Annotated in this window: 13 protein-coding genes and 1 pseudogene; 9 read left to right on the plus strand and 5 right to left on the minus strand. The window is 63.4% G+C overall.

Annotated features, from left to right (window positions below; all coding sequences use genetic code 11):
• Positions 1 to 4: 4 nt before the first annotated feature.
• Entirely contained in the window at positions 5 to 952 is a 948-nt protein-coding gene (locus CV023_RS17175) for a hypothetical protein (RefSeq protein WP_230748165.1), read from the minus strand.
• Positions 949 to 2,028, minus strand: coding sequence for a glycosyltransferase family 2 protein (locus CV023_RS17180; RefSeq protein WP_230748167.1), 1,080 nt, complete (start codon positions 2,026 to 2,028; stop codon positions 949 to 951). Before CV023_RS17180 ends, CV023_RS17175 begins: the two co-directional genes overlap by 4 nt.
• 179 nt (positions 2,029 to 2,207) lie before the next feature.
• On the opposite strand from CV023_RS17180, the gene CV023_RS17185 reads away from it, so the two are divergent.
• From CV023_RS17185 to CV023_RS17200, 4 genes are all read left to right on the plus strand, one after another.
• A complete protein-coding gene (locus CV023_RS17185; RefSeq protein WP_230748169.1) occupies positions 2,208 to 3,398 on the plus strand; it encodes an ATP-binding protein in 1,191 nt (396 codons plus the stop codon).
• A gap of 220 nt (positions 3,399 to 3,618) precedes the next feature.
• On the plus strand, positions 3,619 to 4,089 hold the full coding sequence (locus CV023_RS17190) for a MarR family winged helix-turn-helix transcriptional regulator (protein WP_284934808.1): 471 nt from the start codon (positions 3,619 to 3,621) through the stop codon (positions 4,087 to 4,089).
• 81 nt (positions 4,090 to 4,170) lie between these two features.
• The gene (locus CV023_RS17195) at positions 4,171 to 4,593 is read left to right on the plus strand and encodes an organic hydroperoxide resistance protein (protein WP_230748173.1); all 423 of its coding nucleotides are present in this window, start codon (positions 4,171 to 4,173) and stop codon (positions 4,591 to 4,593) included.
• 267 nt (positions 4,594 to 4,860) lie between these two features.
• Entirely contained in the window at positions 4,861 to 5,967 is a 1,107-nt protein-coding gene (locus tag CV023_RS17200; protein ID WP_230748175.1) for an SPFH domain-containing protein, read from the plus strand.
• Between the two features lie 167 nt (positions 5,968 to 6,134).
• Here the strand turns inward: CV023_RS17200 and CV023_RS17205 are convergent, their stop codons facing one another.
• Both CV023_RS17205 and CV023_RS17210 read right to left on the minus strand, forming a co-directional pair.
• Positions 6,135 to 7,340, minus strand: a complete 1,206-nt coding sequence (locus CV023_RS17205) for an NAD(P)-dependent malic enzyme (protein WP_230748177.1) — start codon at positions 7,338 to 7,340, stop codon at positions 6,135 to 6,137.
• Positions 7,341 to 7,724: 384 nt separating this feature from the next.
• Positions 7,725 to 8,315, minus strand: a complete 591-nt coding sequence (locus CV023_RS17210; RefSeq protein ID WP_230748179.1) for a TetR/AcrR family transcriptional regulator — start codon at positions 8,313 to 8,315, stop codon at positions 7,725 to 7,727.
• A gap of 88 nt (positions 8,316 to 8,403) precedes the next feature.
• On the opposite strand from CV023_RS17210, the gene CV023_RS17215 reads away from it, so the two are divergent.
• The 3 genes from CV023_RS17215 to CV023_RS17225 all read left to right on the plus strand — a co-directional run bounded on the left by CV023_RS17215 (position 8,404) and on the right by CV023_RS17225 (position 10,487).
• Entirely contained in the window at positions 8,404 to 9,141 is a 738-nt protein-coding gene (locus tag CV023_RS17215; protein WP_230748180.1) for an SDR family oxidoreductase, read from the plus strand.
• Between the two features lie 68 nt (positions 9,142 to 9,209).
• The gene (locus CV023_RS17220) at positions 9,210 to 9,731 is read left to right on the plus strand and encodes a TetR/AcrR family transcriptional regulator (protein WP_230748182.1); all 522 of its coding nucleotides are present in this window, start codon (positions 9,210 to 9,212) and stop codon (positions 9,729 to 9,731) included.
• Positions 9,732 to 9,815: 84 nt separating this feature from the next.
• A complete protein-coding gene (locus CV023_RS17225; RefSeq protein ID WP_230748183.1) occupies positions 9,816 to 10,487 on the plus strand; it encodes an NAD(P)H-dependent oxidoreductase in 672 nt (223 codons plus the stop codon).
• Positions 10,488 to 10,573: 86 nt separating this feature from the next.
• On the opposite strand, the gene CV023_RS17230 is transcribed toward CV023_RS17225, so the two are convergent.
• Positions 10,574 to 13,717: a SpaA isopeptide-forming pilin-related protein gene (locus tag CV023_RS17230; protein ID WP_230748185.1), complete on the minus strand. Its 3,144-nt coding sequence runs from the start codon at positions 13,715 to 13,717 to the stop codon at positions 10,574 to 10,576.
• 446 nt (positions 13,718 to 14,163) lie between these two features.
• Here CV023_RS17230 and CV023_RS19200 point away from each other — a divergent pair.
• Together CV023_RS19200 and CV023_RS17235 are read left to right on the plus strand one after the other, a co-directional pair.
• Positions 14,164 to 14,898 (plus strand): annotated as a pseudogene (locus tag CV023_RS19200) (RNA polymerase sigma factor); the annotation flags it as partial.
• 243 nt (positions 14,899 to 15,141) lie between these two features.
• Positions 15,142 to 15,984 carry a hypothetical protein gene (locus tag CV023_RS17235; RefSeq protein WP_230748188.1) on the plus strand — a complete coding sequence of 281 codons (843 nt, stop codon included), beginning with the start codon at positions 15,142 to 15,144 and terminating at the stop codon, positions 15,982 to 15,984.
• Positions 15,985 to 15,994 lie beyond the last annotated feature (10 nt).

Here is a 15,994-nt window from a genome sequence, read left to right on the forward strand (position 1 = left end):
CTGGTCAGTCCGTCTTCACGTCGGAGGGCTGAATGCTGTACGGGTTGGTGCTCAGGGCACCGAAGACGTCCTCCTTGGCCAGTTGGCCGAGCTGCTTCTCGTCCTTGACTCCGATGGCCCAGACCTTGAGCCCCGAATCGGTCCAGGCGCTCACGTCGTCCGCGGCAACGGCGACCATGCCGTAGCCCTGCGACTGCAGGTCCTCGGCTGAGGTGCTCGTGTAATCACCGGTGAACATGACCGCGATGCCGGCCTGGACGGCGGCCTTGGCCACCTCGGGATCCTCGGTCCGCACGATCGTCGCTTCCTCGGCCTTCGCCTCGATGATGGTGTCCACCGCGGGGCGGGCCACCTCGGCGGAATCGATGGCGGGCATGAGGACAGTGTCCCCGCCGAGATCATCGACGAGCTGATCCCAGGTGATCGGATCGCCCGGAGAAGTGTCCTTGCGCGGCGGATTGATCGTCTGGTCGAGGAAAGTAGAGCGGTCCAGGGAGGCGAGGTCGTCATCGAGGCCCATGGCCTTCTTCGCGCCTTCGGGATCGGCGGCGATGATCGTTCCGTCGCTCAGTGCGGTCAGCGTCGGTGCCGGCAGGTAGCCGAACTTCACGTTCTCGGTAAAGGCGAGCTTCGAGTTCGCGGGGTAGACCTCGGAACCTCCGTCGAGGGCGGCGACGGCGGGCCGCTCGAGCGAGTCGACGGTGAGCTGGTCTTTGCTGCCGAAGATATTGAAGGCAAGCACGGCGAGGATGGCGATGACGACGATACCGCCGGCCCACAGGGGTGCGTTGAATTTCTTCGGCTCGGGGCGCTCGGGCATGGGGATCCGCTCGTTGTCGAGCGGTTCCGGCTGTTCCGGCGAGGGCTGATTCGGCGAGGATTGTGCAGGCGTCTCCGCCCGTTGCGTCCTGTCGTTCCGATTGCCCGGGTTCCTGCGCTTCTTCGCGCTCATCGACTGCCGTCCTTCGTCGCTCCGGCGCCGGTGACCAGGCCCTTGAGGAAGCCGGCGCCCCAGCTGAGGTGCATGGTGGGCAGGATGATGCCGAACCAGAAGCGTTCGCGTCGCCCGCAGTCCTTGGCCGCCGAAGCGGTCGCGAGGATGCCGGCGATGTAGCCGAAGCTCGGGACGTGGATGAGGGAGGTGAAGCGGCGGAGGAACTTCGGCCAGGTCTTCGTCGTTCCGCTCAGCTGCAGCAGCGTTTCGATGACGGCCGCGGACATGCCCAGCACGAGCAGCGGTGGGGCGAAGTAGCGCAGGGAGTTCTTCGAACCGTAGCGGCGGATGAGTTCGGCTCGCCAGATTCCGGTGGCCCAGAACTGCTGGGAGATCTTCGACCACGAGGCGCGCGGCCAGTAGGTGACCTCCATGTCGGGGTTGAACCAGATCCGTCCGCCCGCGGTGCGGATGCGCAGGTTGAGTTCCCAGTCCTGACCGCGTTTGATGCCTTCATCGAACCCGCCGAGGTGGTCGAAGACTTCGCGTCGGTAGACGCCGAGGTAGGCAGACTCGGCTTCTCCGGCTTCGTCGCCGGAGTGATAGGCGGGACCGCCCAGGCCGACGGGCGACATGTAGGCCCGGGCAACGGCCTTCTGGAACGAGGTCCGGCCGCGGGCGAGCATGAGCCCGCCGCAGTTGGCCGCCTTGGTCTCTCGGAGGGTGTCGATGGCCTGACGGGTGTATTCGGCGCCCAGTCCCGAGTGGGCGTCGACGCGGATGATCACCGGGTGGTGGGTGGCGGCGATCGCGAGGTTGAGTCCGATCGGAGTGGCTGCTTCCGGGTTGTCCACGGTCTGGATCCGCGGATCCTTCGCTGCCATGTCGGCGATGATGCGGTTCGTGTCGTCCGTCGAAGGCCCGAGCGCGAGGACGACTTCCTTGTCCCCGTCGCAGTCCTGAGCGAGGATCGTCGTGATCGCGTGGACGATGTGCTCGGCTTCGTTGAGCACCGGCATGATGTAGGAGACGCCGGGCATCTCCTGCAGGGGCGGCAGGCCCTCGGGGGTCAGGATTTCGAGAACGTTCGACACGCCATCAATCTTTCCATACGCGCGCGAGCTCGGTCTTGAGGGGGCGCACAGGTGAGAAGACCACGCACGTGAAGCCTTCCACCTGCCAGTTATTGAAAAGTTGAGCCGCGGTGGCCCGTACCCAAATGCTAGAGTAAATAAAATAAATAACGTTTTGGTCGGGGAGTCAAGGAGGAGCAATGGCCCAAGGAGCGGAAAGTGGACCGAGCCCGTTCACTCCAGGCTACAGTAAGCCCCCTCTAGTCTTCGGGGGCCACGAAAATGAGCTTCATGAGATCACCGCCGTATTCGAAACTCTAGATTTCGGTGAGAATGATTCCTTGCTGATCTCCGGTCTACGTGGTTCCGGTAAGACATCGATGCTTTCACGACTCCAGGATGCGGCTCGGCGGTCAGGCTGGATCGTACTCTCGGACGATGCCAGCAAGGGTCTCATGACACGGATCACCGAGTCATCAATTCCTCGTGAGATAAACCGCCTGACTCCTGCAACTCGAATGAGATTAAGCAGCGTCGGACTATGGAACTTCTCGGCATCCTTCGAATTTGTCGATCGAAGTCGGGCAGTGAAGCCACTACTTCGCGACGACCTCATTGCCCTATCGTCCGCCTTGGGCGGAGACGCAGGCATCCTCATCACCGTCGATGAAGTCTCATCCGGAAAAGTCCGCCTCCGAGAGCTATCCCGATTCGCTCTCGAAATCGCACACGCGAAAGAGGAAGGCGCGAATATCATGATCGCCTTCGCCGGAATCAAGGTGGATCTAGATGAATTGGTGAAGAACGATCACACGACTTTCATCCGTCGCTCCCGCGACCTCGACTTCCGCCGACTCACTCCCCGCGAGACGGCTCATGTACTCGAAGAAACTGCCCGCATCGCGGGCCGTTCGATTGAGTTTGACGCACTACAGCTCCTGATACGAGTAGCGCAGGGGTACCCATATTTGATCCAGCTCGCGGGAGACTATGCATGGAGAAATTCACCGGACTCGCCGGCCATTTCACTCGCTGATGCACAAGTTGCGCACGATAAGGCAATCAAATCCGTCCAGAAACGTGTAATCAGCAGAGTGTACGAGGATCTGTCCGAACGCGATAGAGACTTCGTCAACGCAATGGCCCTCGATGAAGGCGGCCGTAGCAAGATGTCAGATATAGCTGACCGCATGGGTACCTACGGTCAGTATGTGCAGATCTACAAGAACAGACTCATCGACAGCGGTTACGTTCAGCCTGATGGACGAGGATACGTCGCCTTCTCCCTTCCCTATCTGGGGGATTACATCAGATCAATGGACCCCCAGGGGCCAGACGGCGACGAATTTCGCGACGGCTGGAGTGCCTTCCCTCCGCCACCCAGCACGTAGAATATCGCGGCGCTCACGACGTGAGTCTTGCCGAGAATGGCGATGAGTCAGCTGGCAATCCTCGCATTCCAAGCGAAATGCCTCCGGCTTTCAACGAGCGCCAACCCGCACGGTCAGCTCTGCACTACCCATCCCTGGACAGATGAACATCAGAGATTCCATGTCGACTAGGAGTTTATTTTAGTTGTGTGCAATTAAATTGTGTGCAATCATTATGGACATGAACCCGCTCGAACTGGACCGGCAGCTGTGCTTCGCACTGTACTCGGCCTCGCGTGCCATGACCGCGACGTACCGAGGCCTGCTGAAACAGCTCGGCATCACGTATCCGCAGTACCTGGTGATGCTCGTCTTGTGGGAACAGAACCGGGAAGCGGAGGGCATCACGGTCAAGGACCTCGGTACGCGTCTGCAGCTCGATTCGGGAACGCTCTCCCCTCTGCTCTCCCGCCTCGAGACTCTCGGCTATGTGAGCAGAGAACGCTCCGCCGAGGACTCCCGTCAGGTCTTTGTCCGAACCACGGCCGAGGGTATCGCCGCTCGCGCCCATGCCGAATGCGTCCCACAGGAACTCGGTGAACTCATGCAGATCGACCCCGGCGACCTCGCCGAACTCGTCGACACCCTCCACTCGCTCACCGACCGACTCCGCGGCACCGACGAAGCCACCGCGGCCGCCACCGGGACCTGACCGAGTCGAGCACCACAGAACGACATCCTGACCACACAGACTCTCAACTGACCACAGGCACCACCGATGAAAGGACACATTATGAAGGCCATCTACACCGCTGAGGCACTCGCCACCGGAGAAGGACGCGACGGACACGGTCGCACGAGCGACGGAAAGGTCGACGTCGACCTCGCCACCCCCACAGAGATGGGCGGGTCCGGCGAAGGCACCAACCCAGAGCAGCTCTTCGCCGTCGGCTACGCCGCCTGCTTCCACTCGGCGCTGCGCCTCGTCGCCCGCAAGGCCAAAGCCAATGTCGATGACTCCACGGTCGGCGCTCAGGTCGGGATCGGCGACAACGGCGAAGGCGGCTTCCAGCTGGCCGTCACGCTGGAGGTCACCCTCCCCCACCTCGGCGCCGACGAAGCCCAGGAGCTCGCCAACCGAGCCCATGAGGTCTGCCCGTATTCCAATGCCACCCGCGGCAACATCGATGTGACGATCACCGTCACCGACGACTGACCGCAGGAAGCACAGGTCGCCGCGCGCGGCGATCAAGGGGCGCCGGGAGCACAGACTCCCGGCGCCCCTTCTCGTCATCTTCGATCAGCGTCCGCGGCACTCGAGCCCGCCAGGCTGTCGATCAGTCGACCACATTATGGCCCCGTCGCGGCCACGGTCGTCTAACGATTCGCCTCGTCAGTGGCATCTCGTTCACCACAACATCTAGGGTGGAGAACAACCAGGATTGTGTGAAACCGCGATCGCCATCAGTCGAACGGAAACACCATGGAAATCTTCACCGGCAGCGTCATCGTCATTGTCGTCGTCATCCTCATCCTCGCCGTCCTGCTCTTCGGCAAGTTGAGAACCAGCATGTTCTTCACGGTCAAGACCCAAGAGAACGTCATCGTCGAGAAGTTCGGAAAGTTCCAGCGGGTCGCAAAACCGGGCCTCAACTTCAAGATGCCGCTGATCGAAACCACCAGCAAGCCGATCTCCCTGCGAGTCCAGCAGCTCGAGGTCAACATCGAGTCGAAGACGAAGGACAATGTCTTCGTCACGGTTCCTGTCGCCGTCCAGTACGTCGTCGAAGAGGACAACGTCCCCGACGCCTACTACCGCCTGGCCAACTCGGAGGAGCAGATCCGCTCCTACGTCTTCGACACCGTCCGCTCCGCACTCTCCGGACTGACTCTCGACACCGCCTTCGAGTCCAAGGACGACATCGCCGAGAACGTCGAGGGCCGGCTCTCTGAATCGATGAAGCGCTACGGCTTCAAGATCGTGAGCAGCCTGGTCACGGACATCACCCCGGACCCGAAGGTCCGCGATTCGATGAACTCGATCAACGCCGCCCAGCGTGACCGCGTCGCCGCCCAGTCTCTGGCCGAGGCCGACAAGATCAAGCGCGTCACCCAGGCTCAGGCCGAGTCCGAGGCGATGCGCCTGCACGGTGAGGGTGTGGCCGCGCAGCGCAAGGCGATCGCCACCGGCATCGCCGAGCAGTACGCGAAGCTGCAGGAGGTCGGCATCGACAAGACCGCCGAACAGCTTCTGATGATGACCCAGTACTTCGACACGATGCAGAACGTCGCCCAGGAGGGCCGGTCGAACGTGCTGTTCATGCCCTCGAACCCGGGCGGGCTCGGCGAGATGGGTCAGGAGATCAGGAACGCCCTGTTCGCGGCCAATGCCTCCGAAGACGGCGCGCACAACACCACGCCGCGCGGCATCCGGGACTCCACTTCCCACCGCTCCGGCGCCCCGGAGCAGGGACAGCAGACACAGAACTACCCGCAGCGACCCGCCCAGGATCCGCGGACCCTGGGGCAGTACGCGCCCGGGCACACCGGCAATGGCCCGCAGGACGGATCCTCCGCAGAGGACTCCTGACCCGCGAATGATCCGCGGATAGCCCGCGGAGCACTCCGCACACAGAGATGGGCCGGTCCCGAGTCGTCATGACACGGGACCGGCCCATCTCTTGCCTCAACGGCCGAGCCTCTCAGGTCGGTGGCCGGAACGGCACCTGCAGCGCCGACCCCGACCCGAAACCAACCTCAGCCGCGCGCAACTCCCGCGGCATTGGCTACGGCTTCGACCGCCTCGGCGACGGCCGGGGCCACCCGAGCATCGAGGGCACCGGGGACCACATAGTCAGGCGCCAGATCGTCACCGACGAGGTCGGCGATCGCCCGCGCGGCCGCCAGCTTCATGTCATCGGTGATGTCGGTGGCACCGGCGTCGAGAGCCCCGCGGAAGATTCCGGGGAACGCGAGGACGTTGTTGATCTGGTTCGGGAAGTCGCTGCGCCCGGTGGCCACGACCGTGGCGTACTTCGAGGCGATGTCCGGGGTGATCTCCGGGTTCGGATTCGACAGGGCGAAGACCACCGCGTCATCGGCCATCTGCGGCAGGTGCTTCTCATCGATCGTGCCGCCGGAGACGCCGATGAACACATCAGCGTCGGCCAGGGCGGTATCGATCCCGCCGGAGACCGCTCGCGGGTTCGTGTTCGCAGCCAGCCATTCCTTCGTCGGCGTGAGATCTCCGCGACCGGATTCGATGATGCCCTTGGAGTCGAGGACGACGACGTCGCTGACGCCCGCGTCGCCGAGGATCTTCGCCACTGCCACCCCAGCGGCCCCTGCCCCGGAGAGCACGACCTTGATGGAGTCGAAGGACTTGTTCACAACGCGCAGGGCGTTGGTCAGTGCAGCGAGGACGACGACGGCGGTGCCGTGCTGGTCATCGTGCATCACCGGAATGTCGAGGGCTTCCTTGACGCGGTCCTCGATCTCGAAGCAGCGCGGTGCCGAGATGTCCTCGAGGTTGACCGCGCCGAACGTCGGCGCCATGCGCACGATGGTCTCGACGATCTCATCGGTGTCGTTCGTGTCGAGGACGACCGGGATGGCGTTGAGGCCGCTGAAGCTCTTGAACAGGGCGCACTTGCCCTCCATCACGGGCAGCGAGGCCTTGGCCCCGATATCGCCGAGGCCGAGCACGGCCGATCCGTCGGAGATGACGGCGACGAGGCGACCGGTCCACGTGTGGGTGCGGGCCAGTTCCGGCTCGTCCTTGATGGCGGTGCACACCTTTGCCACACCCGGGGTGTAGGCGATCGAGAGGTCGCGCTGGGTCTCGAGCGGTCGGAGGAGCTCGGCGGAGAGCTTGCCGCCCTCATGGCCGGCGAAGATCTCATCGTCGGAGATCGGCGGCAGCGGGTTCCGAGTCGTCGTTGAAGTGTCGGTCGTTGTCGTCATGTTCAATCCTCGTGGTCGTGTGACAGCCGACTTCTCGCCGAGGCTGTCGACAGTGTTCGTCTAACCGCGGTGCCGTACCACGGGGCATATCTGGCAGCGGTCGAGTCGAAGTGCAGTCACCGCAAGGATGGTCCGGTGACGTCTGCGCAGTGCGTGGATCGCATCCTTTGTGAAGGAATCGGCGATGGCGCGCAGGGCACGCGGCAACCGGCATGGGGCGAGGTTTCGGGCCCCATGGGTCGCGTTGTGCAACTCGGCCAGCATAGCCGAAGACCTGCGGAAGGTCATTCGAAATCCATGCCCGCACCGAGGTTTCCCGCCGTCCCTGCGGCATGTTCGGCAGACCTTTGCACAGAGGCGAATGGGTGTCGCCCGATGAGGGGTTCAGCCCGCGGCGCGCAGCGAGTAGGTCACCAGCCGGTCGATGTTGAGGTCCTTAAGCGGCACCTTGAGGATGAGGAGTCGGTGGTAGCAGGCTCCCCACATCTGGTCGACCATGAGGTCGAGGTCCGCCTCGGCGCCCAGCTGACCGGTTCGCTGGGCGGTCTGCAGACGCTGCCTGGCCAGCTCTCGCCTGGGGAGGGCGTAGGTGCGACTCCACGCCTCGGCCACCTTGGGGTCGATCTGGGCGGTGCCGATGAGCTCGGTGATCGGTCTGCCGCGTTTCTCGTCCGAGACGAGGTCGACGAATGCGGTGAGCTGAGCGACGAGATCGGCATGCAGGTCGCCGGTGTCCGGGAATTCGAGCATGGGCTCGCTGCTGGCGAAGTAGGCCTCGGCAGCGATCGCACCGGGCGAGGGCCACCACCGGTAAAGCGTGGTCTTGCTCGCTCCGGACTCCTTCGCGATCCTCTCGAAGGTGACGGCCCGCATTCCCCCGTTGAGGAGCAGTCGTGCGGTCGCGTTCAGCACTTCGGATCGAACCTCGGCCGAGGGTCGACGGCCGCGGCCCTTCCTCTGCTCTGGTGCTCCCACGAGTACCCCTCCTTTTATGAACACATCGTACATTAAAGTGCTAAGCTCGCTTATGAACGTAACGTTCATATCTATCGCAGGAGAGATCATGACCACCACCCACAATCGCGTTGCCATCATCACCGGCGGCTCCGGAGGGATCGGGCGAGCCGCTGCCGAACGCCTCGCCGCGGACGGTCTCGCCGTCGTCGTCCACTACGCCGGCGGCAGAGATCGCGCCGACGAGACCGTCGCGGGCATCGTCTCGAGCGGCGGCCGAGCCATTGCCGCCGGAGGCGACGTCGCCGACGAGACCGCCATGGCCGCACTGTTCGACCTCGCCGAGGACGAGTTCGGCGGCGTGGATGTGTTGGTGCACGCGGCGGGCATCATGCCCCTGTCACCGATCGCGCAGCTGGATCTCGAGGTCTTCGATCAGGTGCAGCGCACCAATGTCCGCGGCACGTTCGTCGTCGATCAGCTGGCGGCGCAGCGAATGCGCGAGGGCGGGGCGATCATCAATGTCTCGACATCGGTCACGCGCCTGCAGATCCCCGACTACGGCGCATATGCAGCATCGAAGGGCGCAGTCGAGGCGATCACGATGATCCTCGCCCGTGAGCTCAAGGGACGCGACATCACGGTCAACGCCGTCGCTCCCGGCCCGACCGCCACTCCCCTGTTCTTCGAGGGGAAGACTCAGGAGCAGATCGACGGCATCGCCTCGGCGAATCCCATGGAGCGCTTGGGTACACCCGATGACATCGCCGAGGTGGTCGCGTTCCTCGCCGGCCCCGCGCGCTGGATCAACGGCCAGACCCTCTACGCCAACGGTGGTGCCGCGTGACCACCTTAGAACCGAGGTGACAGCACGGCCCGCTTGTCGGTGTAAAACGTTCGTTGTACCCTGATTGCATGAAAGCTTCCGCAGAGCCGAGAACACAGATCATCGCAGGCGCTGAACGCGTCTTCGACCTCCACGGCTTCGCCAACTCAGGAATGGATACCCTGACCGCGGCCGCAGGGGTCTCTTCGCGCACCCTTTACAAGCACCTGGGCAGCAAGACTGGCCTGACGGTGGCTGTTCTTGAGGCCAGAATGTCGCGCTTCTTCGACCGCTGCCAAGTCGACAGCGTCGACGAGCTGTTCGCGCGACTCGAGGACTGGGTCCGCGCCGAGGGTTCGCGCGGCTGCCTGTTCCTCCGCGCTCAGGGCGAGGCCGGAGGGAACCCGGCCATCGCCGAGGTGGTCACTCAATACCGAGCGCGCCTGCAGGCCATGATCGCCGGCATCGTCTCGGACCCCGCTCTCGCGGTCAAGGTGCTCATCCTCGTCGAGGGTGCGACCGCGGCGGCATCGTATCTCGGCCCCGAGGCGGTCACCTCGGCGAGAGCCGGCGCCCTCTCACTCCTCGACCACGTCCGCGATGGCCATTGAGCGGCCATCAGGCCGTCGCGAGAGTCCACGCCCACCGAACGCCGCGTCACCCCAACTGCCGCCACTCCCAACCGGAGGATTTCCATGCGCCTGCTCACTATCTTCGCCCATCCGATCCGCACGAGCTATCCGGGCCGGGTAATGGAGGCTTTCCACGAACCCTTCGAGTCCGACGGTCATATGATCGACGTCCTCGATCTTCACGCAGAGGGCTTCGACCCGCGGTTCACCGGGGCCGACCACGCCCACTTCTGGGGTGGCGAGATCCCGGCGGGCATTGCTGAGGCGCACCGCCGTGTCGAGGCGGCAGACCGCCTGGCTTTCGTATTCCCTGTCTACTGGTGGTCGATGCCCGCGGTGATGAAGGGCTGGATCGATCGTGTCTTCACCGGCGGCTGGGCCTACCAGTACGGCGCGGGGGTCGAGGATCGGGGGACGCAGCCCCTGAACGGCCTCCTCCCCCGCGTGCCGACGAGCCTGATCGGCGTCGGCGGTTCCTCGCAGCGAACCTATGACAGGTATCGCTACATCGAGGCGATGCGCACTCAGATCGACGTCGGCGTCTTCGCCTACTGCGGGATCAAGGACGTCGAGTCCCACTTCATCTTCGACATCGAAGCGCCGGGCAATACGGACGCTCGCCAGGTCGGCCTTGAGCGAGCTCGAACGATCGGTCAAGAATTCATGTCTCCACATCGGCGAGTTCGGGACGCGAAAAATGAACACTTCGAGGTGAGGCTCGACCGGGCCCGTTGAACTGACGGAGACGAGCGGCGGGGTCGGAGCCTTCGCTCCGACCCCGCCGCTTCGGCGTTCGGCTCAGTGAACGAACCGAATCAACTTCAGTGCCTGCCCGCCTGGGCGCGATAGCGGCGAGTCGCGAAGACGACCGCAGCACCACCGGCAATGAGCAAGGCTGCGAAGCCAGCCATCGTCAGGGCGCCGTCAACACCCGTCCGCGGCAGGTCCCCGCCATTGCTGCTGCCCGAGGCATTCGTGCTCGAACCAGCCGAAGCGTTCGCAGAGCTACCGGCGTCGGCCGACGAACCGCTGTCCGAAGAGCTACCGGCGTTGGCCGAAGCCGCCTGGTCCGAATCCGCGGAGGCCGAGGCCTGATCCGCGTCGTCGGAGGCGGAGGCGTTGGCCTCGTCGCCGTCGGCCGAGGCATTCGCCTCTGCACCTTCAGCGGCGGCATCCGCTTGAGCACCGTCGGCAGTTGCCGTGGCGGATGCTTCCGAAGAGGAATCAGCCGTCGACGCTGCCGATGCCGCGGCACCTGCATCGGCATTGGCTGCTGCCGATGCCTGGGCGTTGGCAGCATCCGTGTTGTCGGCGTTGGCGGCGGCGTTAGCTGCCTGCTGTGCCGAGGCGTTGGTCTCATCCGTTGCGTCTGCCGAAGTCTCCGAGGAGGCCTCTTCATTCGCGGCGGATTCTGCTGCTGCTTCGGCGTTCTCGTCAGCTGCTGCTGATGCCGTGTTGTTGGCATCTTCATCAGCGGCTGCCTGAGCTGCTGCCTGCGCGGCGGGGTTGCCGTCATCGTCAGCATCGGCCGTGGCCGAAGCCGAAGCCGAAGCTGAGGCGTTCGCATTCGCCGCTGTGTCATTGCTGGCATCCGACACCGTGGAATCATCGGCATCAGCAGCTGCTGAGGCAGATGCCTCCGACGAGGAGTCCGCGGTCGCGGCGGTGCTGGCTGCAGCTGCCGCATTGGCATCGGCCGCTGCCGAGTTGTCAGCGTTGGCGGCGTCGGTGTTGTCGGCGTTGGCGGCGGCGTTGGCTGCCTGCTGTGCCGAGGCGTTGGTCTCATCCGTGGCGTCTGCCGAGGTCTCCGAGGAGGCTTCTTCGTTCGCGGCGGATTCGGCTGCTGCTTCGGCGTTCTCATTCGCTGCTGCTGATGCCGTGTTGTTGGCATCTTCGTCAGCGGCTGCCTGAGCGGCTGCCTGAGCGGCGGGGTTGCCGTCATCGTCAGCATTCGCCGATGCCGATGCCGAAGCCGCAGCGTTGACGTTGGCATCCGCGTCGTCGGCGGCTGCCGCGTCTGGATCAGCTGCCGCGTCTGGATCGGCTGCTGCATTTGCAGCGGCGTTCTCCGAGGCGGTGGCCGAGGAGTCAGCGTTTGAGGCTACGGATGCGGCTGCTGCCGGGTTGGCATCGGCCGCGGCGGAGGCTTCAGCGTTGGTGTCATCCGTGTTGTTCGCATTCGCGGCTGCCTGCGATGCTGCCGTCGACGAAGCGTTCTCGTCGGTAGTCGCATCGGTTGACGCCTCCGAGGAAGCATCCTCGGTGGCTGCAGCCTCGGCTGCGGCCACGGCATTCTCGTCCGCGGCGGCAGACGCAGTGCTTGTGGCATCCTCATTCGCGGCTATTTGAGCAGAAGCCTGTGCGGCAGGGTTGCTGTCGTCATCGGCATTCGACGACGCCGACGCGGACGCCGAGGCATTGACGTTATCATCGGCTTCGGCGTCATCAGCAGCGGTTGCTCCGGCATTGTCCGTGGCTGATGCTTCGTCATCAGACGATGAGTCTGTCTCCGCGGTCGTGTCGGTAGACGCATCATTGTCTGCTTCAACGTCCACATTGCCTGATTCGTCCTTCTTGTTGACAACGTCAACGAACGAACCTTCAAGCCCCTCGCCGTTGATCGTCACCGTCTGGGTGTCCTCGGAAAGCACATAGCCATCCGGGGCAGCCGTCTCTTTGATTGTGTAGTCACCCCACGCCAGATCTGTCACTTCGAACTGGCCATCCGCATCATTGACATCGAGCTCGCCGTTGTCCGATACGACGAAGTCCTGACCATCTGGTCCTGTCAGCGTGAACTCGGCCCCAGCAAGTTCGTTTCCGTTCTCATCGACCTTCTTCCAAGCCAATGAACCTGGGTTCCGTTCGTTCACCAGCTGGCAAGCGACGATCTCATCAGTTCCGACCGTTTCAGTCAGTTTGAAACCATCGCCGATGTTCTCAGTTCCGATCTCTTTGCCGTCGACGGTGCAGATCGCATTCTTACCGGATTGCTGCTGGAGACGGTATCCTGCCTGCTGGACCTCGGTGGCTTGTACGCCTTCGGCCGGAGTCTTCAAGCGAAAGCTCACTGTTCCATCAGGGTTGGTGACCTTTTCGGTCCCGTCTGTCGAGTCCGGCGATGCAATCGTCCAGCCCTCTCCCCGAAAAACATCAGTTTCGGTTCCATGCTGGCCTGCACCCGGGTCGATGAGCTTAGTGACATTAAGAGTGCCCTGGCAGCTTTTAGTCGCGATTTCACGCAGCTGGTCGGCCAATTGCGAGTAGTCGGAGACCACGTAGTAGTCATCGCCCTCAGTTTGGCCGGAGACGAGTTTGATGTTGTCCTCGTTGATGGCGCTTCCCACACCGAGGCCGACGACTTTCGAACCTTGAGATTTCAAAGAATTCGCGGATTCGACGGCAGTGTCAATGTCGATCTGATCGGTGCGTGTGCCGCGATCACTATTGCCCGGGTCGGTTCCCGGCACCCCATAGGCGGTGGGCTTTCCATCGGTCACGAAGAGAACGAGGTCGTGATTCGTCCCGTCGAGTTGCCCGAGTCCCCGGTCCCAGTTCGTGCCACCTGAGTTGCTGGGCACACGCCGAATGGCATCGATTTCCTCACTCAGCGAATCGACCGACTCCGAAGTCGCAACGGATCTGCTGGGAATCGGTGAGTTCGTGCCGTCGGGGCCGAAAGTGGCGAAGGTATTCACCGAGACACGGCTCGGTGTGCCGTTCAGGCCCTTAGCCACGGCTTTGGCCGCCGCCTTTGAGTTCGCGACATCTTCATCTGTCAACGAGTTCGATAGGTCGAGCACGATGCCGATGTCAAGGCCGCACGCTTCTGAGAGGCTCGGATTGGGCAAGGGAGCCACCGCCGCATGTGCAGGCGCGGCACCGAGAAATGCGAATGAGGCGAGCATGGAAGTCGCCAGAGCCGCGGCTGCCGGCGCCTTCAGCAATCGACGCAGTGAGGTCATTGGGATACTCCTTTGGGTGCGGCAGCACCAGCGCGCATGCGGCCGCGGTTCGGTTCGAAGGTGGCCCTGCAGTCACGTGATTATGCAGGGCCACCCAAGGGGGTGAGTCCGAGACTCCGAGGGGTTACCGAGAGGCATACGTGCGCTGCCGACTCGATCACGGAGGGACCACAGTGGTGGGCCTTCCATAGACTCAGACCCAGCAGTGCTCGAATTCGTTCGCGAGAATCAGAAAATTCTTCAGCCGATCCTCTTCAGGTCTGCGAGCCTCGACGTCATGCGGGGAGTCCACCTGCCTCACAATCGCTTTGAAGGGAGAACAACCGATGCGGTAGAATTTCACCACCTCCCCATCCTCCCCTCGAGCAGTTCCCCGACGATCACAGTTGAGGTACCCGTTATGCCTGTCCCCTCGGCCCGTTTAGCACTCATGCCCCGAGACGTCGATGTCTGAGGCCCGGTCGACGACAGACAGCGGCGATCACTCGCCCTTTGGTCTGCCACGGTCGAGATCTGAGCGCGACGATGCGGAACTGTGCTCGGAGATTCGCCGTCACAGTCCCGACTCGGCCACCGGCCGTGCAGCATTCGGCGAACTCTATGCCAGACATCGTGCTCCGGCACTGCACTTCGCCCTGCGTCTCAATCGAGATCGCAGCCGCGCGGAAGACGCAGTCTCAGAGGCCTTTGCGAAGTTGTGGCGAGCCTGGACCAATGGAAGAGGGCCGGATACTGCATTCAAGCCCTACCTCATGGCGGCAGTTCGATCTGAGTCGTACAGGCGCAGCGCCACGAACCGCGCCACTGCGGCGGTGGAGCCTGACGTCCTGACCTTTCTCGCGGGACACGAGCCGGGCAATCACGCCGATGAGGTAGCGGAACGAGATCAGCTGGCCAAAGCGTTCAAAGCGCTTCCGCAAGGATGGCAGAAAGCCATCACAATGATCGACATCGACGGTACGGCCACATCCTCTGCGGCCGACTCGATGAACCTATCAGTGAACTCGTTCAGCTCACTGCTTCGGCGTGCGCGCGAAGGCCTGCGCGTCTCCTATCTTCAGCAGCACGTTGAGCCTTCCCGACCTGAGTGCTCCGAATACACTTCGGAGTTCGCCCGGTATGTCCGCGGCCAACTCAGCTCCAAACGCACTGTCGCCATCAATGAACACCTCCGCGATTGCAGTTCGTGCCGCCTGCAGACTTTCCGACTCCGGAGCATCAACTCGACGTTCCAGGCCTGGATCACGCCTGCCGCCGTCGCCGCAGCTCTTATCGAGTTCGGTCGAGTTGAGGAAGGGGCGACCTTCCTGCTCCAGAGCACTGCCGACTCTGCAGAGCAATCCCAGTCTGCCGTGGGTCAGCCCCCTGCGCAGACCGCTGGTGAGCAATCGCTGAGCACGTCCGCGGGGAGTGCGAGCAGCGGTGTGGGTGGAACTGCTACCGTCTTCGGTTCCACCCTCGCACTAAAGGCCACTATCGCCGGCCTGGCCGCAGCTGCGGCCATAGCCGCCGGTACGATCACCGTCATCAATGTCCAGGGTGGTTCCGGTCAACCTCCCGCTTCGGCCCAGGAACAGTCGACGACACGGGCGCTGGAGCAGCCATCCGCACCGACCGAAGGCACGTCACCCGATGCCGCTCCGAGCGGCGCAGCGCAGATCCCTTCCGATTCGCCGAGCACCCACGACCAGCAAAAAGTCGAGGTGCCTGCGCCGTCACCGGCTCGCGAGACTGCACCGGAGGACGATTCCGCCGAGCCAAGGACCGCAGAAGATGATGTTGCAGAATCTGCGCCCGAGGAAGAGGTCGAGGAAGAAGTCGAATCCTCGACACCAAGCAACGAAGGCGATCTGACCGAAGAGTCGGAGGAACCGACACCAGCTGGTCCGAGGCCGACTCGGGCTCCTGCGCCTTCGGCGACGGCCGGGCCAGAGTCCGAGACATCTGCCGAAGCCTCCGGCGAAGCCGACGTCGATTCGGGAACTGCAGCGAATCCGAGCGAAGAAGCCGAAGCTGCGTCCGAGGCGAACGAGGGCCGCGATCAGGACACCGACCCGACCACAAGCGACTCCGCGGCAAATGACTCGTCATCCTCCGAGCAGGCCGATACAGACGGCACAGATGCCGCTGCCGACAACGAGGGACAAGCCGGTGCGGCTGCTGATTCCGACGACGCCGACGGATCACATGCTGAGGACGACACCACCAGCGATGACGATGACGGCTGGCATTGCCACGATTTCGGCAGGTGGCAGTACTGCCACTGATTCTCCGAAT

Source organism: Brevibacterium sp. CCUG 69071, assembly GCF_021023135.1.
Classification (GTDB): Bacteria; Actinomycetota; Actinomycetes; order Actinomycetales; family Brevibacteriaceae; genus Brevibacterium.

Excerpts from the sequence above, each read along its gene's own strand:
- CV023_RS17175 (WP_230748165.1), bottom strand. The coding sequence starts at position 952 with ATGAGCGCGAAGAAGCGCAGGAACCCGGGCAATCGGAACGACAGGACG.
- CV023_RS17185 (WP_230748169.1), top strand. The coding sequence starts at position 2,208 with ATGGCCCAAGGAGCGGAAAGTGGACCGAGCCCGTTCACTCCAGGCTAC.
- CV023_RS17190 (WP_284934808.1), top strand. The coding sequence starts at position 3,619 with ATGAACCCGCTCGAACTGGACCGGCAGCTGTGCTTCGCACTGTACTCG.
- CV023_RS17195 (WP_230748173.1), top strand. The coding sequence starts at position 4,171 with ATGAAGGCCATCTACACCGCTGAGGCACTCGCCACCGGAGAAGGACGC.
- CV023_RS17200 (WP_230748175.1), top strand. The coding sequence starts at position 4,861 with ATGGAAATCTTCACCGGCAGCGTCATCGTCATTGTCGTCGTCATCCTC.
- CV023_RS17205 (WP_230748177.1), bottom strand. The coding sequence starts at position 7,340 with ATGACGACAACGACCGACACTTCAACGACGACTCGGAACCCGCTGCCG.
- CV023_RS17215 (WP_230748180.1), top strand. The coding sequence starts at position 8,404 with ATGACCACCACCCACAATCGCGTTGCCATCATCACCGGCGGCTCCGGA.
- CV023_RS17220 (WP_230748182.1), top strand. The coding sequence starts at position 9,210 with ATGAAAGCTTCCGCAGAGCCGAGAACACAGATCATCGCAGGCGCTGAA.
- CV023_RS17225 (WP_230748183.1), top strand. The coding sequence starts at position 9,816 with ATGCGCCTGCTCACTATCTTCGCCCATCCGATCCGCACGAGCTATCCG.
- CV023_RS17230 (WP_230748185.1), bottom strand. The coding sequence starts at position 13,717 with ATGACCTCACTGCGTCGATTGCTGAAGGCGCCGGCAGCCGCGGCTCTG.